This is a genomic window from Isoptericola sp. NPDC055881, from assembly GCF_053615895.1.
Genome location: NZ_JBSHCR010000030.1, coordinates 1 through 18736, shown reverse-complemented (window position 1 = coordinate 18736; position 18736 = coordinate 1). Strand labels below are relative to the sequence as shown.

General features: G+C 74.0%; 19 protein-coding genes. 13 read left to right on the top strand and 6 right to left on the bottom strand.

Annotation, left to right across the window (positions count from 1 at the left end; genetic code table 11):
• Positions 1-23: 23 nt before the first annotated feature.
• Entirely contained in the window at positions 24-848 is an 825-nt protein-coding gene (locus ACWGKI_RS11045) for a tryptophan-rich sensory protein (protein WP_452186937.1), read from the top strand.
• Positions 845-1444, top strand: coding sequence for an isopentenyl-diphosphate Delta-isomerase (idi, locus tag ACWGKI_RS11040; protein WP_452186935.1), 600 nt, complete (start codon positions 845-847; stop codon positions 1442-1444). Before ACWGKI_RS11045 ends, idi begins: the two co-directional genes overlap by 4 nt.
• 5 nt (positions 1445-1449) lie before the next feature.
• On the opposite strand, the gene ACWGKI_RS11035 is transcribed toward idi, so the two are convergent.
• From ACWGKI_RS11035 to ACWGKI_RS11025, 3 genes are all read right to left on the bottom strand, one after another.
• Entirely contained in the window at positions 1450-1620 is a 171-nt protein-coding gene (locus tag ACWGKI_RS11035; protein ID WP_380243599.1) for a hypothetical protein, read from the bottom strand.
• A gap of 142 nt (positions 1621-1762) precedes the next feature.
• Positions 1763-2860, bottom strand: coding sequence for a hypothetical protein (locus ACWGKI_RS11030; RefSeq protein WP_452186933.1), 1098 nt, complete (start codon positions 2858-2860; stop codon positions 1763-1765).
• A 162-nt stretch (positions 2861-3022) separates the two neighbouring features.
• On the bottom strand, positions 3023-3550 hold the full coding sequence (locus ACWGKI_RS11025; protein WP_380243601.1) for a MarR family winged helix-turn-helix transcriptional regulator: 528 nt from the start codon (positions 3548-3550) through the stop codon (positions 3023-3025).
• Between the two features lie 73 nt (positions 3551-3623).
• On the opposite strand from ACWGKI_RS11025, the gene ACWGKI_RS11020 reads away from it, so the two are divergent.
• Genes ACWGKI_RS11020 through ACWGKI_RS10995 form a run of 6 tightly spaced genes read left to right on the top strand, consistent with a single transcriptional unit; the run spans position 3624 to position 8916 of the window.
• Positions 3624-4676, top strand: coding sequence for a polyprenyl synthetase family protein (locus tag ACWGKI_RS11020; protein WP_452186931.1), 1053 nt, complete (start codon positions 3624-3626; stop codon positions 4674-4676).
• On the top strand, positions 4673-5659 hold the full coding sequence (locus ACWGKI_RS11015) for a phytoene/squalene synthase family protein (protein ID WP_452186929.1): 987 nt from the start codon (positions 4673-4675) through the stop codon (positions 5657-5659). The genes ACWGKI_RS11020 and ACWGKI_RS11015 overlap by 4 nt, the downstream gene beginning before the upstream one ends.
• On the top strand, positions 5656-7278 hold the full coding sequence (gene crtI, locus ACWGKI_RS11010) for a phytoene desaturase family protein (protein ID WP_452186927.1): 1623 nt from the start codon (positions 5656-5658) through the stop codon (positions 7276-7278). The genes ACWGKI_RS11015 and crtI overlap by 4 nt, the downstream gene beginning before the upstream one ends.
• Positions 7275-7682 (top strand): lycopene cyclase domain-containing protein, encoded by a 408-nt coding sequence (locus ACWGKI_RS11005; protein WP_452186925.1) that lies wholly within the window; start codon positions 7275-7277, stop codon positions 7680-7682. Before crtI ends, ACWGKI_RS11005 begins: the two co-directional genes overlap by 4 nt.
• Entirely contained in the window at positions 7679-8014 is a 336-nt protein-coding gene (locus ACWGKI_RS11000) for a lycopene cyclase domain-containing protein (RefSeq protein ID WP_452186923.1), read from the top strand. Before ACWGKI_RS11005 ends, ACWGKI_RS11000 begins: the two co-directional genes overlap by 4 nt.
• Positions 8011-8916 carry a prenyltransferase gene (locus tag ACWGKI_RS10995; RefSeq protein WP_452186921.1) on the top strand — a complete coding sequence of 302 codons (906 nt, stop codon included), beginning with the start codon at positions 8011-8013 and terminating at the stop codon, positions 8914-8916. The genes ACWGKI_RS11000 and ACWGKI_RS10995 overlap by 4 nt, the downstream gene beginning before the upstream one ends.
• 9 nt (positions 8917-8925) lie before the next feature.
• Here ACWGKI_RS10995 and ACWGKI_RS10990 read toward each other — a convergent pair whose 3' ends face one another.
• Positions 8926-10191 carry an APC family permease gene (locus tag ACWGKI_RS10990; RefSeq protein WP_452186919.1) on the bottom strand — a complete coding sequence of 422 codons (1266 nt, stop codon included), beginning with the start codon at positions 10189-10191 and terminating at the stop codon, positions 8926-8928.
• A 74-nt stretch (positions 10192-10265) separates the two neighbouring features.
• Between ACWGKI_RS10990 and ACWGKI_RS10985 the strand changes: the two genes are divergently transcribed.
• From ACWGKI_RS10985 to ACWGKI_RS10970, 4 genes are all read left to right on the top strand, one after another.
• Positions 10266-11039: a TetR family transcriptional regulator gene (locus ACWGKI_RS10985; protein WP_452186918.1), complete on the top strand. Its 774-nt coding sequence runs from the start codon at positions 10266-10268 to the stop codon at positions 11037-11039.
• Positions 11036-12046, top strand: a complete 1011-nt coding sequence (locus tag ACWGKI_RS10980; RefSeq protein ID WP_380243610.1) for an ABC transporter ATP-binding protein — start codon at positions 11036-11038, stop codon at positions 12044-12046. Before ACWGKI_RS10985 ends, ACWGKI_RS10980 begins: the two co-directional genes overlap by 4 nt.
• A complete protein-coding gene (locus ACWGKI_RS10975; RefSeq protein ID WP_452186915.1) occupies positions 12043-13701 on the top strand; it encodes an ABC transporter permease in 1659 nt (552 codons plus the stop codon). Before ACWGKI_RS10980 ends, ACWGKI_RS10975 begins: the two co-directional genes overlap by 4 nt.
• 142 nt (positions 13702-13843) lie before the next feature.
• Positions 13844-15271 (top strand): amino acid permease, encoded by a 1428-nt coding sequence (locus tag ACWGKI_RS10970; protein ID WP_380243612.1) that lies wholly within the window; start codon positions 13844-13846, stop codon positions 15269-15271.
• Positions 15272-15296: 25 nt separating this feature from the next.
• Here the strand turns inward: ACWGKI_RS10970 and ACWGKI_RS10965 are convergent, their stop codons facing one another.
• The gene (locus ACWGKI_RS10965) at positions 15297-16577 is read right to left on the bottom strand and encodes an NAD(P)/FAD-dependent oxidoreductase (protein WP_380243613.1); all 1281 of its coding nucleotides are present in this window, start codon (positions 16575-16577) and stop codon (positions 15297-15299) included.
• 111 nt (positions 16578-16688) lie between these two features.
• Between ACWGKI_RS10965 and ACWGKI_RS10960 the strand changes: the two genes are divergently transcribed.
• Positions 16689-17351, top strand: a complete 663-nt coding sequence (locus ACWGKI_RS10960; protein ID WP_380243614.1) for an MOSC domain-containing protein — start codon at positions 16689-16691, stop codon at positions 17349-17351.
• Here the strand turns inward: ACWGKI_RS10960 and ACWGKI_RS10955 are convergent.
• The gene (locus ACWGKI_RS10955; RefSeq protein WP_452186912.1) at positions 17305-18453 is read right to left on the bottom strand and encodes a hypothetical protein; all 1149 of its coding nucleotides are present in this window, start codon (positions 18451-18453) and stop codon (positions 17305-17307) included. The two genes, ACWGKI_RS10960 and ACWGKI_RS10955, sit on opposite strands and share 47 nt — an antisense overlap.
• Positions 18454-18736 lie beyond the last annotated feature (283 nt).

The window sequence follows — 18736 nt, the reverse complement described above, 5'->3', positions numbered from 1 at the left end:
ACGACGCACGAGGAGGAGCCCGCATGGCGAACGCACCCGCCACCGTCCGGCCCCAGCAGGTCGCGGTCACGGTGAGCTACGTGGTCTGCGTCGTCGGGTCGATGATCGGGGTGGGCGTCTTCGGCGGCACCCCGATCGCCGAGGCCGCCGGCGGCGCGCTCGCGGCCGACGCCACCCTCGTGGCCCCCGCGTCCCCCGCCTTCTCCATCTGGACGGTGATCTACCTCGGGCTCGCCGGGTACACCGTGCTCCAGTGGCTGCCCGCGTACGCCGCCGACGACCGGCAGCGTCGCCTGCGGCTCCCGGTCGCGGCGTCGATGGTCCTCAACGCCGCGTGGATCCTCGTCGTCCAGGCGGGTGCGCTGTGGTGGAGCGTCCTCGTGATCGCGGTGCTCCTCGCCGTCCTCGTCCGGACGTTCCTGGTGCTGGTGCAGACCTCCGCGCGCGGCGTGGCGGAGCGCGTGCTCGTCGACGGGACCCTCGGCCTCTACCTGGGCTGGGTCTGCGTGGCCACCGTCGCGAACGTGGCGGCGGCGCTCGCGGCCGCAGGGTTCGACGGCGGCGCCGTGGCGCCCGACTGGTGGGCGGTCGGCATCCTGGCGGTGGTCGCCGGGATCGGGGTGGGCCTGGCGGTGCGGGGCGGCGGCCGGATCGCGGTGGCCGCGGCGATCGCGTGGGGCCTGGTGTGGGTGGTCGTCGCGCGTGCGCAGGGCGACCCGGCGTCGACGCCGGCGGCGGTCACCGCGGCTGCTGCCGCGGCGGCCGTGCTCGGCGCCGCGCTGGTGCTGCTCGTGCGACGGTCCGGGCAGGGCCGCCGCGGGACCGACGGCGTGGCGGTGGAGGCGTGACGGCGACGGGGCGGCGCTCGGCCGCCGAGATCGAGGACCACGTCATCCTGCTCGACGACGCGGGCACGGACGTGGGCCTCGCCCCCCGGGCGACCGTGCACACGCGGGACACGCCGCTGCACCTCGGGTTCTCGTGCTACCTGTTCGGACCGGATGGCCGGGTGCTGCTGACCCGGCGTGCGCTGTCGAAGCGCACGTGGCCCGGCGTGTGGACCAACTCGTTCTGCGGCCACCCGCGCCGGGGGGAGACGCTGGCCCAGGCTGTCGCGCGCCACGCGCGCCACGAGCTCGGGCTCGACGTGGTGACCGGTGGCGATCCCGTCCTGCCGGAGTTCCGCTACCGCGCGGTGGACGCCGGCGGCGTCGTCGAGAACGAGCGCTGTCCCGTGCTGCTCGCCACCACGGACCGCGAGCCCGAGCCGAACCCCGACGAGGTCATGGACCTGCGCTGGGTGACCCCCGGCGACCTCGAGGCGCTGGTGGCGCTCGCCCCCTGGGCGCTGAGCCCGTGGATGGTGGAGCAGGTGCACGAGCTGCGCGACGTGGAGTGGGTGGCGTCGGGCGACCGCCCCCGGGGAGCTCCGCTCGGTGCCTGACGTGCCTATTCGGAGGGCGGGGGGTCGTCCTCGCTGCGCGCCATCGGACCCATCGTCAGGCCGATGACGAACTGTGGAAGCCACAGCACGGCGGCCATCGTGAGACCTGCCGACCCGATGACACCGTCCTCAGGGCCGCCGAACAGGGGTGTGGCCGCGACGCCGAGAGCGAGCATGGTCAGGAAGACTGCTCCCCGTATAGCGTTCCACGCCCATCGCGGTACCCGGGCCGGGCTTACGTAGGGTGACTGCGTGACGATTCCGGCGCACACTGCCGATATCACAGCGAAGAGGATTTCCATCGGGCTCATCAGTCCTTTACCTCAGTTCCACGAAGATTCTGTAGCACCCTCCGAGGCCGAGGATCTCCGAGATGACCGCGCTGCCCTGACCGAGGAGGTTCTCGACGCGCCTCCTGTTTGTCGGGGACAACCCCTTGCCCTTGGTCTTGACGTATGTCGCGACTTTTTTCATGGCGCTCACGAACCCGCCAAGCTTCTTGATGATCGCCTGCGCTTGGCGCACCTTGACGCTCTTGGCCGCGGCCCTGGCGAGCTTTGCTGCGACCGCGACGGCTTTGCCCGGCACGATGACTGAGGCGACTTGCGCAGCGCACACCGCGACATTCTTGGTCCACCACCATGCTGACGGGTCCGCGACGACGGGGAACGTAGCGCCGGCGGTGTCGATCTGCTGGGTGATCGTCCCATCTTTGGTGACGACGAACTGCGTGGGAAGTTCGCGTCCGTCAGCGTCCACGGCCCACGGCGTGTCGATAGCCATGATCGGGTCTTGAGACCGATCCTCACGCATGAGAAGAAGGCTGCCGTCGTCTTGATGGACCCAGCGGGAGCCAGCAGGGACCTCGGTCGCCAGGGTCAGGTCGTCTGCGTCAGCGCTGTGCGCGACCTGGACCACCTGCATGCCGCGCTCGGTCACGTGTGCCACGACCGTGGAATCTTCGCCGGCTTCGGCCCTGACCGCGTCACCCGAAGCAACGACGTTGGACACGCTGTCGATCGTGAACCCCACGAAGTCCCCTGTCTCCAGGGAGATGCTCCCCAGTTCGGGATTGTCGGCGGTGGGCAACGAAGACAACGAATCATTGGACACCGCGAGTCCGTTCTGGAGCGGGACGGAGTCTGCAACTAATCCGCCGATCGTCCTGCGCGCGCTGGCCGGAAGCCTCCTGCCAGCAGATTTCTTGATCGTGTCGAAGCCGTCACGCGTGGTCCGTTGGTGTACCGAAAGGTCGGAGGTGTGTTCCTCGGCGGTGTGATCGGCCATGGGCTTGCGCATGTCGCCGACGGCCCCATGAGCCTCAATGCTGCTCGTGCACACCAGGCCGAACGTCGCTACGACAACTGTTGCAGTAGTGGCAAACCGGCGTTGCGTGAGCCTTGTCGTCATCGTCACGGCTGCGATGCTAGATCGCCATTCCGAGCCGATCGTCCTTCGTGCGAGATCTGCACGGACTTCTTCCAGAAGTGGGTCTTTGGTCTGCCAAGAGCCATCCCGGTCGTTTCAGAAATGCCATTCTTATCGATCACACCCCGGGGTGCGGGCAGGTGCCGCCGCTCAGGACGTCGCGTCACCGACGACGGCACCCGCGGCGTCGTCGGGCTCGCGCTCGGCCTCGGCCGCCATGGCGAGGAGGAACTCCCGGACGGCCGGGCGGCAGTGCGCGGGCACGGCGCGGGCGGTCTGGAGCATCCGGTCGTGCACCGACGCGAGACGCTCCCGTACCTCGTCGTGCGCGGCCTTCGATGCGGTGACGACGACGGAGCGGCGGTCGGTGGGGTGGGCGTGCCTCTGGAGGTGCCCGGACGCGACGAGGCGGTCGAGCAGCTTGGTGGTCGACGCCGTGGAGATCGCCAGGTACTCCGCCAGCCCGCGCGGGGTGGCGGGCTCGCCGCGCTCCTCGCACGCGATGGCGTGCTGGAGCGCGCGGAGGTCCGTGAGGTTCATGTTCATGTCACGGCCGGCACGCCGGCGCATCGCCTCGTCGGAACGTCGGAAGGCGCGCAACGCCTCGAGGAGGAGGCGCGGCTCCGCGTCGTCCTCCCCGTACCAGTAGGACGCGCCCGTCGTGGGTGCCTGGGTCACGGGGTCATCCTACGACTCCCTTATGAGGCTAGTATCTTGCTAGGCTAGGTAAATACTCACGAGGGGGTGGATCGTGCATCGCTGGTCTTCCGACGCAGACGACCGGATCGGCGGCATCGTCGAGGGCGCGGTGGAGAGCCTGCTCGCTGCGGGCGACCGCCGCGACGACACCCGGCTGTGGGCGGCGGTGCGCGACACGAGCCGCGGAGGAAAGCGGCTGCGGCCGCGGATCCTGCTGGACGCCTACGACGCCCTCGCCGGCCCGGCGCCGCGGGAGTCGCGCGACGTCGCGGCGCGGCTCGCCGCGGCCCTCGAGCTCTTGCACCATGCTTTCCTCGTGCACGACGACGTGATCGACGGGGCGGACGTCCGCCGCGGACGGCCGAACGTCGCCGGCGCGTACACGGCGCGGGCCGTGGAGGCCGGCGCGAGCGACCACCAGGCGACGGGCTACGGCGCGGCCGCCGGCATCCTGGCCGGTGACCTCGCCCTCGCGGGCGCCGTCCGGGCGGTGGCGCTCTGCGGCGCGAACCCGGAGACCACCGCACGCCTGCTCGACGCCGTCGACGAGGCCCTGCACCTCACGGCCGACGGCGAGCTCGCCGACGTCTGGCTCAGCATCGGCCCGTGCGCCGACCTGGACGAGGCGCTGCTCATGGCCGAGCGCAAGACCGCCGTGTACAGCTTCGAGCTGCCGCTGCGGATCGCCGTGATCCTCGCCGGCCGGGACGACCTCGAGGCCGGGGTCCAGCGGGTCGGCCGCGCCCTCGGCCTCGCGTTCCAGCTGCGCGACGACCTGGACGGCGTGTTCGGCGACCCGGAGCAGACCGGCAAGAGCAACTCCTCCGACCTGCGCGAGGGCAAGTGCACGCCGCTCGTGGCGCTCGCGCGGGGCACCTGGGCGTGGGACGAGCTGAGCACCGTGCTCGGCGACCAGCGCGCCGGAGAGCCGCAGCTCGCCCGTGCCCGGGAGCTGCTCGCGATGTGCGGCGCCCGGGCGGCCGTGGAGCGCCTGGTGGCGGACCTCGAGCGTGACGCCGCCGCGCTGGGTTCCGACCTGGGCCTGGGCGCGCTCGTCGAACGGCTCGCCGGCCCGGCCCCGCACTCCTCCTCGAGCGCCGCATGAGCGCCCTCCCGACCACCCCGCCGCGGACGGCGACACCCGCCCCGGCCCAGGCCGCCCCGGCCCAGGTCGCCCCGACGGCGGCGCCCGCCGCCACCCAGGTCGCTCGCGAGGCCGACGTCCGCGACGTGGTGGCCGTCGGACCGGACGGCCTGTACGACGCCGTCGCCGTGGAGAGCGCCGCCGTGGTGATCCGCGCGTACTCGTCGTCGTTCGGCTGGGCCTGCCGCCTGCTCGGCGAGCCGGTGCGCGACCACGTGCGCACCGTCTACGCGCTGGTGCGCGTCGCGGACGAGATCGTCGACGACATCAGCCCCACGCTCACGCCCGCCCAGCGCGAGGACCTGCTCGACGAGCTGGAGCGCGACGTCACCCGCGCCCGGGCGTGCGGGCGCAGCAGCAACCTCGTGGTCCACGCGTTCGCGCGCACGGCCCGGCGGTTCGGCATCGGCGACGACCTCGTGGCGCCGTTCTTCGCGTCCATGCGGGCGGACCTCACCGTGAGCGCGCACGACGAGGCCAGCTTCGCGGCCTACGTGCACGGGTCGGCCGAGGTCGTCGGGCTGATGTGCCTACGGGTGTTCGTCGCCGGCGACGACGAGGCGTACGCCCGCCTCGCGCCTGGGGCGGCGCGGCTCGGCGCCGCCTTCCAGAAGGTCAACTTCCTGCGCGACCTCGCCGAGGACGTGGAGGCGCGGGGCCGCTCCTACTTCCCGGGTCTCGACGTCGACGGGTTCGACGACGACGCCCGCGACCGGCTGCTCGCCGACATCGACGCCGACCTGGCCGCCGCGGCGGCCGTGATCGGCGACCTGCCCCGCAGCTCCCGGCGGGCCGTGCGCGTGGCGCACGACCTGTTCGCCGAGCTCTCGCGGCGGCTGGCGGCGACGCCCGCCGCAACGATCCGGCGCGAGCGCGTCCGGGTGCCGGGCCCGGTCAAGGCGCGGCTCGTGGCCGCGGCCTGTGCGCGGGACGTGCTGCGATGAGAGTCGTCGTCGTCGGCGGCGGGATCGCAGGGCTCGCGACGGCGGGCCTGCTGGCCTGCGACGGCCACGACGTCGAGCTGCTCGAGCGGCACGCCACCGTCGGCGGGCGGGCGGGGTCCTGGGAGCGGGACGGCTTCCGGTTCGACACGGGACCGTCGTGGTACCTCATGCCGGAGGTGTTCGACCACTGGTTCCGGCTCATGGGGTCGACGGCGGCCGACGAGCTCGACCTCGTCCGCCTCGACCCGGCGTACCGCGTGTTCTTCGAGGGGATCACGGACCCGCTCGACGTCTCGCCGGACCGTGCCGCCAACGCCGCGGCCTTCGAGGCGATCGAGCCCGGGGCGGGCGCCCGCCTGGAGCGCTACCTCGAGTCCGCGCACGACACCTACGACATGGCCCTGCGGCACTTCCTGTACACGACGTTCGCCTCCTGGCGGCCGTTCGCGCACCGGGACGTGGCGGCGCGGGGTCACCGGCTCCTGCCGCTGCTCGGCACGTCGCTCGCGCGGCGGGTGGCGAAGAGCTTCCAGGACCGTCGGCTGCGCCAGGTCCTCGGCTACCCGGCCGTCTTCCTCGGCTCGTCGCCCGACCGGACGCCGAGCATGTACCACCTGATGAGTGCCCTCGATCTCGACGGCGGCGTGCGATACCCACTGGGGGGGTTCGCACGTGTGGTCGACGCGGTCGCCTCGCTCGCGGAGGGCGCAGGCGTCACGCTGCGCACCCGCGCCCGTGCGACCGCGATCACGACCACGGCCGTCGAGGCCGCCCCGGGGGCGGCACGGGACGGGCTCCCCGTCCCCGGACCGCGCCGTCCCCGGGCCTCGGTCACGGGCGTGCGCTGGGTGGACGCCTCCGGCGTGGAGCAGCACTCCCCGGCCGACGTCGTCGTGACCGCCGCGGACCTCCACCACGTCGAGTCCGACCTCCTGCCCCCCGCCCTGCGCGACCGGTCGCCCGCCTGGTGGGCCCGGCGCGACCCGGGTCCCGGTGGTGTCCTGGTGATGCTCGGTGTCCGCGGGCGCGTGCCGCAGCTCCCGCACCACTCGCTGTTCTTCACCGCGGACTGGGAGGAGAACTTCGGCGCGATCGCCGCGGGCCGCGTGCCCGACCCGGCGTCCCTGTACGTCTGCGCGCCGTCGCGCACGGACCCGTCCGTCGCCCCGCCCGGTCACGAGAACCTGTTCCTCCTCGTCCCGGTGCCCGCCGACCCTGGCCTGGGCCGCGGCGGCGAGGACGGCGCGGGGGACGCCGCGGTCGAGGCGATCGCCGACGCCGCGATCGACCGGGTCGCCGCCTGGGCGGGCGTGCCGGACCTGCGGGAGCGCGTCGTCGTGCGGCGCACCGTCGGCCCCGGTGACTTCGCCGCCGACCTGTCCTCGTGGTCGGGCGGCATGCTCGGCCCGGCGCACACGCTGCGCCAGAGCGCGATGTTCCGGGCCGGAAACCGGTCCCGGCGGGTGGCGGGTCTGCTCCATGCGGGAGGATCGACCATCCCGGGGGTCGGGCTGCCCATGTGCCTCATCAGCGCCGAGCTCGCCGTCAAGCGCGTGCGCGGCGACACGACGGCCGACCCGCTCCCCGTCGCCCGTCCGGCCCTCCACCCCTGGAAGTGATCGCCCTGCACTGGACCTCCTTCCTCTACCTCGGCCTGCTGCTCGGCGCTCTGGTCTCGATGGCTCTCGTGGACCGCCGCGCGCGGCTGCTGCTCTGGTCCGCGAGCCCGCTGCGCGGCGCCCTCGTGCTCGTCGTCGGCGTCCTGGTGTTCCTCGCCTGGGACGTCGTCGCGATCGCCCAGGGGTTCTACTCCCGAGGCGGGGCCGCGACGACGGGCGTCGAACTCGCCCCGCACCTGCCGATCGAAGAGGTCTTCTTCGTGACGTTCCTGTGCTACCTCACCCTCGTCCTGCACGGGCTCCTGCGGCGTGTCCTCGCCCGCCGCGCGGAGGGCCACCCCGGCGGGCGCGGCCAGACCCCGGTCGCCGCGACCGTGCACGGTCCGTCCGGGGAGGCACGATGACGTACGCCGCGCTCGCGGCCGCCGTCGTCGGCGGCGCCGTCGTCGTCGCGCTCGTCGCCACCGGCGTGCGGGGCCTCGGCGCCCGGTGGTGGGCGACGACGACGGTCACCGCGGTGGTGCTCGTGGCGCTCACGGTCGTGTTCGACAGCCTCATGATCGCCGCGGACCTGTTCCGGTACGACGAGTCCGCCCTGCTGGGGGTGCGCGTGTGGCTGACGCCGGTCGAGGACCTCGCGTGGCCGGTCGTGGCCGCCCTGCTGCTGCCGGCGCTGTGGGCGCTCGTCGGGACGGGCGGCACGGGTGCCTCGGCGACAGGGAGGGCCGACGCGTGACCGCCACCGGCACGGCACCGGACGCGACCGCCGCGTGGCGCCAGATCGTGGGCTCGTCGCGGCCCGTGAGCTGGGTCAACACGGCGTACCCCTTCGCCGCCGCGTACCTGATGGCGGGCGGTGCGGGGCGCTCGGGCGTCGCGGAGCTGGTCCTCGGCACCCTGTACTTCCTCGTCCCGTACAACCTGCTGATGTACGGGCTGAACGACGTGTGGGACTACGAGTCCGACCTGCGCAACCCGCGCAAGGGCGGCATCGAGGGCGTCGTGCTGTCGCGTCGGTGGCACCGGCGCACCGTGTGGGCCGCCGTGCTGAGCAACGTCCCGTTCCTCGCCTACCTGGCCGTGGTGGGGGACGCCGCCTCGACCGCGGTGCTCGCGGTGAGCGTGTTCGCCGTCGTCGCCTACTCGGCCCCGGGCCTGCGCTTCAAGGAGCGCCCGGTGCTGGACTCGGCGACGTCCAGCACGCACTTCGTCAGCCCGGCGGTCTTCGGCCTGGCCCTGGCCGGCGGGTCGCTCACGTGGCCGGTGCTCGCCGCCCTCGCGGGCTTCTTCCTGTGGGGCATGGCCTCGCAGGCCTTCGGCGCGGTGCAGGACGTCGAGGCGGACCGGGCCGCCGCCATCGGCTCGGTGGCCACCTGGCTCGGCGCGGCCCGGACCGTGCAGGCGGCCATGGCGCTGTACGTCGCTGCCGGCCTCGTGCTCGTGCTGGGCGGCCTGCCCGGCGCGCTCGCCGCCGTCCTCGTCGTGCCGTACGTGGTGAGCATCGCGCCCTACCGGAACCTGCCCGACGGCCGCTGCGAGGAGGCGCACGCCGGCTGGCGGCGGTTCCTGTGGCTGAACCTCGTCACCGGCTTCCTGGTCACCCAGCTGCTGATCGCGATCTCCCTCGGGTGGCTCTGACGGGTGGGATCACCGTGACACGCGCGCCCAGCGGACGGCGAGCCCGACGGCGAGGACGGCCGCGCCCGTGAGGACTGCCGCGACGGGGAGCGTGGCGCACAGGGCGACGCACCCCGCCAGGCCCACGACCTGCAGCGCCCGGGGGTACCGGCGGTGCGCGCCGGTCTGGGTCCAGGCAGCGAGGTTCGCGACGCCGTAGTAGACCAGCACGCCGAAGGACGAGAACCCGATCGCGCCCCGCAGGTCCACGGTCAGGACGAGGGCGACCACGACGACGGCGACCGCCACCTCCGCGCGGTGCGGCACGCCGAAGCGGGGGTGCACCGCCGCGAGCGGTCGCGGCAGGTCGCCCTCGCGCGCCATCGCGAGCGTGGTGCGGCCGACGCCGGCGACGAGGGCGAGCAGCGCCCCGAGCGACGCGGCGGCGGCGCCCACCCTCACCACGACCCCGGCCCAGGGGGAGCCGGCGACCGCGGCCGCGAGCGGCGTGGCGGCCGCGGCCGTCCCGGCCAGCCCGAGCACCGCGAGCAGCGTGACGGCGACGACGGCGTAGACGACCACCGCGCCGCCGAGCGCCCCGACGATCGCCCGCGGGATGCTGCGGGCGGGGTCGCGCACCTCCTCGCCGAGCGTCGCGACGCGCGCGTAGCCCGCGAACGCGAAGAACAGCAGGCCGGCAGCCTGCAGCACGCCGTACCAGCCGGCCGGGCCGCCGAGGGCGGCGGGCGCCGGTCCGTCGGACCCGAGGCGCGCGACGTCGGGAGAGCCCGTGGCCAGGGCGACCGCGACGGTCACCGCGAGCGCCAGCAGCACCGCCACGACGATCCAGCGGGCCAGGCGGGCCGTGCGCGTCACCCCCCGGTAGTTCACGGCGGCCAGCGCGACGACGGCGAGCGCGGCGACGGGGCGCTCCCACCCCGGGGGTGCGGCATAGGCGGCGAAGGTGAGGGCCATCGCCGCGCAGCTCGCCGTCTTGCCGACGACGAACCCCCAGCCGGCGAGGTAGCCCCACCAGGGCCCGAGGCGCTCGCGGCCGTAGACGTAGGTGCCGCCGGAGGCGGGGTACTGCGCCGCGAGCTGTGCGGAGGAGGTCGCGTTGCCGTACGCCACGACGGCCGCGACCCCGAGCGCGAGCAGCAGCGCGACGCCGGTGCCGGTGGGCAGCACGGCCGCGGCGGCGGGGGCGAAGGCGGCGAACACGCCGGCGCCGATCATCGAGGACAGGCCGACGACGACGGCGTCTGACGTGGTGAGGCGGCGTGCGAGCTCGGTCACGGGTCGATCCTCCCGCGGCGGGGGAGGGGGAGAGGTCTTGCCTGGCGACTGAACACCTGTTTAGTCTGTTGAACATGCGTTCAGTGGATGCCGCCGAGGACGCGGTCCCAGCACCGGCCGACGCGCCGGGCGACGCGCCGGGCCAGGCACCGCGGGTGGCCGCGCCCGGCTCCGACGGCAGCACGCGCGCCCGGATCCTCGACGCCGCCGTGCTCCAGTTCGCCCGGTTCGGGTTCGGCGCCCCGGTGCGCGCCATCGCCGCCGACGCCGGGGTGAGCGCCGCGCTCGTCATCCACCACTTCGGGTCCAAGGACAAGCTGCACGCCGCCTGCGACGAGTACGTGCTCGAGTGGATCGCCGCCTCCAAGCGGGAGAACATGGGCAAGGCGACGGGCGGGCGGCTGCTGGAGGTCCTCGCGCAGACCGACGACCTCGCGCCGCTGGTCGGGTACGTGCTGCGGTCGCTCCAGGCGGGCGGCGCGGTCGGCAGGAGCTTCGTCGAGCACATGGTCGACGACGCGGAGCAGTACACGGCCGAGGCCGTCGCCGACGGCATCGTGAAGCCGAGCCGGGACGAGCGCGCGCGGGTGCGCTACCTCGTCTACTCGTCGCTGGGCGCGCTGCTGCTCTCGGTCACCATGGACCCCCCGAAGGACGCGCACGACATCAACGCCGCGGTCCGCGCCTTCATGGACGACCTCTACCTCCCGATGCTCGAGCTCTTCACGGAGGGCTTCCTCACCACCCGACGCATGCTCGACGACTACCTCCTGTACGTGCCGGACCCGCCGACCGGGGCGCACGCCCCCGCCGACGGAACCCCCACTCACGACGAAGAGGCACCATGACCACCACGGCTGCATCGACCGCGCGCACCTCGGCCGCGAGCGCGCCCGCGATCGAGATCCACGACCTGCGCAAGTCCTTCGGCACCGTCCAGGCGCTCGACGGGCTGGACCTGACCGTCGAGCACGGTCAGGTCGCGGGCTTCCTCGGCCCGAACGGCGCCGGGAAATCCACCACCATCCGCGTCCTCCTGGGACTGCTGCGGTCCGACGCGGGCAGCGTCCGCCTGCTCGGCGGCGACCCCTGGCGCGACGCCGTCGCCCTGCACCGGCGCCTCGCCTACGTGCCCGGCGACGTCTCGCTCTGGCCCAACCTCACCGGCGGCGAGGCGATCGACTACCTCGCCCGCCTGCGCGGCAAGCCGGACAAGAGGCGCAAGGCCGAGCTGCTCGAACGCTTCGAGCTCGACCCCACCAAGAAGGCCCGCACCTACTCCAAGGGCAACCGGCAGAAGGTCGCGCTCGTCGCGGCGCTCGTCTCGCAGGTCGACCTCCTCGTCCTCGACGAGCCGACCTCCGGCCTCGACCCGCTCATGGAGGCCGTCTTCACCGAGCAGGTCCGCGAGGCCAAGGCCGCGGGCACGTCGGTGCTGCTGTCGAGCCACATCCTGTCCGAGGTCGAGAAGGTGTGCGACACCGTGACGATCATCCGCAACGGCCGGGCCGTGGAGTCGGGCACGCTCGACGACCTCCGCCACCTCACGCGGTCGTCCGTCACCGCCGTCGTCGACCGTGACCCGTCCGCGATCGCCGCGATGGCCGGCGTGCACGACCTGGAGACGACGCGGAACGGCGACAGCACCCGCGTCACCTTCGACGTGGACGACTCCGAGATGGGCCGGGTCCTGCCCGCCGTCGGCGCGCTGGGCGTGCACTCCTTCACCGCGCAGCCGCCGTCGCTGGAGGAGCTGTTCCTGCGGCACTACGGCGACGAGCTCGCCGCGGACGGCGTGCCCACGGGGGACGGCGCGGGCAAGCACGCGACGCGCAGCGAGGCGGGTGCGCGATGAGCGCCGTCACCGCGGCGCCGCCGCTGGGCACCCGCGCCGCACCGGGGCGCGGCGGCACGACGCTCACCGGCACGTGGAGCCAGGTCCGCTTCATCCTGCGCCGCGACCGGGTGCGCCTGCTGGTCTGGTCCCTCGCGATCCCCGCGCTCTACCTGGCGTCGCTGGCCGAGTACACGACGCTGGCCGACGACCCCGAGGGCATGCAGGCGCGCGCGGCCCTGGTCCAGACCCCCGCCATGGTGTCGATGACCGGCCCCGGCTACGGCACCGACGACTACACCGTGGGGGCCGCCGTCTCCAACGAGCTCGTGCTGTGGATGGTGCTGGCGCTCGCCGTCATGAGCATCATGCAGGTGGTGCGCCACACCCGCGCCGAGGAGGAGTCCAGCCGCGCGGAGCTGGTGCGCGCTGCCGCTGTCGGCCGGCACGCCGCGGTCGTCGCGGCCCTGGTCGTGGTGCTGGTCGTCAACCTCGTCGTCGCGGCGCTGTCGTCCGCGGTGCTGATCGGCAGCGGTCTGGAGGTGGTGGACTCCGTCGCCGTCTCGCTGGGCGTCGCGATGAGCGCGATGACGTTCGGCGCGATCGCCCTGGTGGCCGCGCAGGTCACCGAGCACTCCCGCGGCGCGACGGGGCTGTCGATGGCGGCGCTCGGTGCCGCGTTCACGCTGCGGACCATCGGGGACATGCAGCAGACGCACGGCAGCTGGGTGTCGTGGCTGTCGCCGATCGCCTGGGCGCAGCAGATGCGTGCGTACGTGGACCTGCGCTGGTGGCCCGCGGCGCTCGGCGCGGTCGTCATCGTGCTGCTCCTGGTCGTGGCGTCCGCGCTCGCGTCGCGACGTGACTTCGGGGCGGGGCTGGTGCCGGACCGCCCGGGCCGCGCCGACGCGCACCCGAGCCTCCGGGGCCCCGCCGTGCTCGTGTGGGTGCAGCAGCGGATGGCCCTGCTGTGGACGGCGCTCGGGCTCGCGTTCATGTGGTTCGCGACCGGCACGATCGTCGACCAGATCTCGTCGATGACGGCCTCGCTGGCGGACAACCCGGTGTACGCGAGCGTCCTGGGCACGGGGGAGGTGACGAAGGCGTTCGTCGGCATCATCGTGCTGTACGCGGCGCTCGGTGCCGCGGCCTACGGCATCGTGGCCGCCCTGCGGGCGAAGTCGGAGGAGGAGGCGGGTCGGGCCGAGTACGTGCTCGCGACGCCGGTCTCGCGCAGCCGCTGGCTCGGGGCGAGCCTGGGCGTCACGTCGGTGGGGACCGTCGTCGTGCTGGTCACGGGGGTCCTCGCCCTCGCCGCGGGCGCGGCCGTCGCGGGGGCCCAGGACGTGACGTCCGGGGAGATCACGGAGGCGGGGCTGCTCTACCTGCCCGCGCTCGCCGTCTTCGTCGGCTTCGCCGCCGCACTGTTCGCCTGGGCGCCCAAGGCGTCGTCGCTGGTCTGGCTGCTGCTGGAGTACACGATCCTCGTGTCGCTGTTCGCCGACCTGTTCCACCTGCCCGAGTGGGCCCGCAAGATCTCGCCGTTCTGGTGGGTGCCGAACCCGTTGACCGGCGACGTCGACGCGGTGCACGTCGCCGGGCTGTGCGCCGTCGCGCTGGTGCTGTTCCTGCTGGCGTTCGCCGGCTTCCGACGGCGGGACGTCGCCACGAAGTAACTGCCAGAGTTGTCAGAACCAGGTGCTGCTCTACCGGCACCTGGTGCTGACGACGCTGGGGCACCGAAAGTTGTCAGAGCCACGTGCCGCTGTACCGGTACGTGGCTCTGACAGGTCGCGGGGCGGGTTAGCGTGGTCGGTCGTGACGACTCCCACCGCACCTGGCACGCCGACGACCGAGCCGTCGTCGGGCGCGTCGCTCGCCCACGGGCTGCGCACCCGCCATCTGACGATGATGGGTCTCGGCTCCGCGATCGGGGCGGGCCTGTTCCTGGGCGCCGGCGTCGGCGTCGCGACGGCCGGCCCCGCCGTCCTCGTCAGCTACGCCATCGCGGGCGCGCTCGTCGTCCTCGTGATGCGGATGCTCGCCGAGATGGCGTCGGCGCTGCCCGCGTCGGGCTCGTTCTCCGTCTACGCGGAGGCCGCCCTCGGCCGGTGGGCCGGGTTCCTGCTGGGCTGGCTGTACTGGTTCACGCTCATCATGGTGCTGGGCGTCGAGGTGACGGGCGTCGCGGGCATCGTCAGCGGCGAGAACGGCTGGTGGCCGGACGTGCCGCAGTGGGTCGTGGCCGCCGTCGTCGTGCTCGTCCTGGGCGGCATCAACCTGGTGGGCGTGCGGCAGTTCGGCGAGTCGGAGTTCTGGTTCGCGGCGATCAAGGTCACCGCGATCCTCGCCTTCCTGGTGGTGGGCGTGCTGATCGTCGTCGGCGTGATCCCCGTGACGGGCAGCGTCCTCGGGCACTGGGCGGAGCACGGCGGCTTCGCCCCCGCCGGCTGGGCGGGCATCGCCGCCGGCCTGCTCACCGTCGTCTTCGCGTTCGGCGGCATCGAGATCGTCGCGATCGCGGCGGCCGAGGCGCGCGACCCGCGCACCGCCGTGGCCCGCGCCACCCGGACGATCGTGTGGCGCATCCTGCTGTTCTACGTCGGCTCGGTCGCGATCATCGTCGCGCTCATCGCCTGGGACGACGACGCGGCCCTGGCCTCGCCGTTCGTCTCCGTGCTGCAGCTGGCCGGGTTCGACGGCGCGGCGCGGCTCATGGAGGTGGTCGTGGTGCTGGCGCTGCTCAGCGCGTTCAACGCGAACGTCTACGGCACGTCGCGGATGCTGTTCTCCCTCGGGCAGCGCCGCGACGCGCCCGCAGCCACGACGAGCGTGTCCCGGCGCGACGTGCCGTGGGTGGCCGTGCTGGTCTCGGTGATCTTCGGTGTCGTCGCGGTGCTGCTCAACTGGCTGCTGCCGGCGCAGCTCCTCACGATCCTGCTCAACGCCGTCGGGTCGGCGCTGTTCGTCGTGTGGCTGCTCATCACCGTCTCGCAGCTGCGGCTGCGCCCGCGCCTCGAGGCCGAGGCCGCACGCACCGGCGAGCCGATGCGGCTGCGCATGTGGGGCTACCCGTACCTCACCTGGGTCACGCTGGCCGGGCTCGTCGCGCTCGCCGGCCTCATGCTGTCCGACCCGGCCGCGCGCACCCAGCTGGTCGCGACCGCCGGACTGGTCGCCCTGATCCTCGTCGTCTACGCCCTCACCCGGTGGGTGCGAGGGCGACGGTCCGGCGCGACGGCGTAGCGCCGGGCCGGGGTGCCTCGGCCGCCTACTTCCCCGGCCGGATCGTCGGGACGTCGCCGACGATCGGGATCGGCCGGCGGTGGAACGGGAAGCCGTAGCGGGTGACCAGTCCGGCGAGCGTCGTGACGCGGTTGCGGGGGCCGACGAGCGACATGATGTGCACGAACAGCCACACCAGCCACGCGAACCCGGCCGTCAGCCGCAGCTTCTTCGACGTCATCGGCAGGGTGATCTCGGCGACCGCGGCCCGGCGGCCGATGACCGCCATCGTGCCCTTGTCGTGGTAGCGCAGCGGGCCGGTGGCCCGCCCCTCGAGGAGCGCGAGGATGTTGCGCGCCACCTGCTGGCCGCCCTGGATGGCCGGCTGGGCGAGCTGCGGCAGCCACTCGGGTCCTTCGGCGATGTCGCCGATCGCGAACACCCCGGGCCGCCCCTCGACCTGCAGGTCCTCGCCGACGGCGATGCGGCCGCCCCGGCGCCGGGGCAGGTCCCAGTCGTCGACCTCGGGGTGCGGGCCCACGCCCGCGGACCACACCGTGAGGTCGGCGCGGATGCGCGTCCCGTCGGTGAGGACCACGGCGTCCGGCTGCACCTCCGCGACGCCCGCCCCCAGGTGCAGCCGCACCCCGCGGTGCTCCAGCTCCCGCGCGGCATACTCCCGCAGGCTCGGGTGGAAGGACTTGAGCAGGTCGGTGCCGCGCTGCACGACGGTGATCTCGAACGCGTCGCCGTGGATCTCGGGGAACGCCGGCGCGAGGCCCGCGGTGCGCAGCTCCGCGAGCGCGCCGGCCACCTCGACGCCGGTGGCGCCGCCGCCCACCACGACCACGCGCAGGCCGTCGTCGGTGTCGGGCGTGAACGCCGACCGCTCCAGCCGGATGAAGAGCTGGTCGCGGATGCGCAGCGCCTGCGAGCGGGAGTACATGCCGAGCGCGTTCTCCTTGGCGCCCGGCGTGTCGAAGAAGTTCACGGTGACGCCGTTGGCGAGCACGAGGTGGTCGAAGGCGATCGTCTCGTCGTTGGCGAGGCGGATGGCGCGGGCGTCGTGGTCGATGCCGACGAGGTGCTCGTGCAGCACCCGCAGGTTCTTCTGCTTCAGCCGCAGCCCCCGCAGCCAGTAGGTGACGTCGCCCGGGTTCAGGCCCCCGGTGGCCACCTGGTAGAGCAGCGGCTGGAACGTGTTGTACACGCGACGCTCGACGAGCGTGACGCGGACGGGGGCGTCGGCGAGCGCCTTGACCGTCGCGAGGCCGCCGAACCCTCCTCCGACGACGACGACGTGGGGCAGGTCGGCAGGATCGGTCACAGGTCCACCGTAGGCGACGCCGGAGGCTGCGGCCGCCGGGGGGGCGGACCGGAGGCGGACGGGAGGCGGACCGGTGGTGGACCACCGTGGCGGGCCTGAGAGGATGCTGCCGTGCCCGAGCTCCTCGCCGTCTGCCGTGTCCACGCCCTCCTGCCCGACGCCGGGACGATCGGCGTCACCGCGATCGACAAGCGGCCCGTCGAGGGCCGGGTGAAGGCTCGGCCGTACGGGCTGTACGCCGACGTGCAGGCGGACCGGAAGGACCACGGCGGCCTCGACCAGGCTGTCTACGCGTACTCGCAGGAGGACGCGGAGGCGTGGGCCGCCGAGCTGGGCTACGACGTCACGCCCGGGCTCTTCGGCGAGAACCTGCGCACGCGGGGCCTGGAGGTGAGCCGCGCGGTGATCGGTGAGCGGTGGCGTGTCGGCACCACGCTGCTCGAGGTCACCCAGCCGCGCACGCCGTGCCAGACGTTCGCCCGGCGGCTGGGCTCCCCGCCCCGCTGGGTGCGCCGGTTCGCGCAGGCGAACCGGACCGGTGCGTACCTGCGGGTCGTCGAGAACGGCGACGTGGGCGCGGGGGACGAGGTCGAGGTCGTGCACCGGCCGTCGCACGGCGTCACCGTCGCCGACTGGTTCGGCGCGTACAACCGTCTCGACGGCGCGGCCGACCTCGCCGACGTCGCGAAGGTGCTGCTGGTGGCGCACGACGACGGCGAGGTGCGGCTCAGCGACGAGCTGCGGCAGCGGGCCGAGCAGTCGCTGCAGGGCTGACCCCGGCGTCACCGTCGAGCGCTCCGGCGCCGTACCGGTGCCCGGCGTAGCCCCAGACGGCGAGGGCGAGCGCCGGCCCCCAGAACCACGCGGGGAAGTACACCGCCCCGACCCACCCCATCAGGGTGAGCATCGGGATCGCCGCCCCGCACAGCATCACGGCGACGAACCCGCCGGGGACGATGGCGGCGGTCGGGGGCACCGGCTGTCCCGCGCGGCGCGGGAACCAGCGGGGGAACCGCTCGCCCCACGGCAGGATCAGGCCGAGGGTCAGCACGACTCCCAGCCAGGCGCCCGACGAGAGCGACAGGCCCTGGATGCGGACGGCGGCGGGCAGGTCGCCGCCGGTCGCGAGCGCCGGCCAGGGCGTCAGCCAGGTGAGGCGGGCGAGGGCGTACGGGAGCGGGCCGAGGGCGGCGACGATCGTGAACAGGCGGCGGTGCCGCGTCACCCAGGCGGTGGCGCGGCGCAGCGAGCCGCGTCGCCAGGCTCCGACCAGCGCGAGCCCGGCCCAGGCCGTGGCGGTCGCCAGGGGGACCAGCACTGCGGCGAGCTCCCAGCGCTCGCGGGCGAACCCGGTCAGCACACCGCCGAGCTGGGTGGCGAACGCGGCACGGGCGACCACCACGACGGTGACGGCGAGCGCGGCGACGAGCACGAGCGGCACCCGCCATCGCGGGCGGGACCGGAACGCCAGCACTCCGGCCCACACGGCGAGGACGGGCACGCACAGCGCGACGACGTAGCCGGCGGCGGGGAGCGTGGGCTGGCCCTGGGCGAGGACGCCGAAGGTGAGCGCCTCGACGACGGCGACCGGTGCGACGAGCCGCCCGGCTGCGCCGCCCGCGGGTCGGGCGAGCGCGACGCCGGCCGTGACGACGCCGAGCAGCGCCACGACCAGCAGCGTCCAGGTGAGCGCCGGCCCGGACAGGAACGCGCGCGCCAGCGCCTGGTCCGGCAGCAGGTACGGGTTGGCGTCGGGGCGTGCGGCGAAGAACGCCACCAGCGCGGCCGTGCCGACGGACGTGCCCAGGGCCGCGGCGGCGAGCCGCCGGTGGGGCGCGGGGCGCGACGGGGAGGGGTGGTGCTGCGGGGCGGTCATCGGGGTGGCCTCTCGTCGACGGGGTGGATGCCTCCACGGTCCCGTCGCCGAGGTGGGCCGGTCCTCCCCTCGACGGGGGAGAGGGGTCCCCCAGGAGCGTGACCGTGTCCGCCGGAGAGAGGTCCGCGTCGCGGTTGTGGCCGTCGGCACCAGCGGCTACTCTCGAACACATGTTCGAAGACGACGAGACGAGGGCAGCCACCACGGCGGCCGGTCGCCGTCGGCCTCGGACCGCCGGTCCCGGCGCGACCCGTGCCCCCGGCGCGCCGGGGCCCCCCGCCAC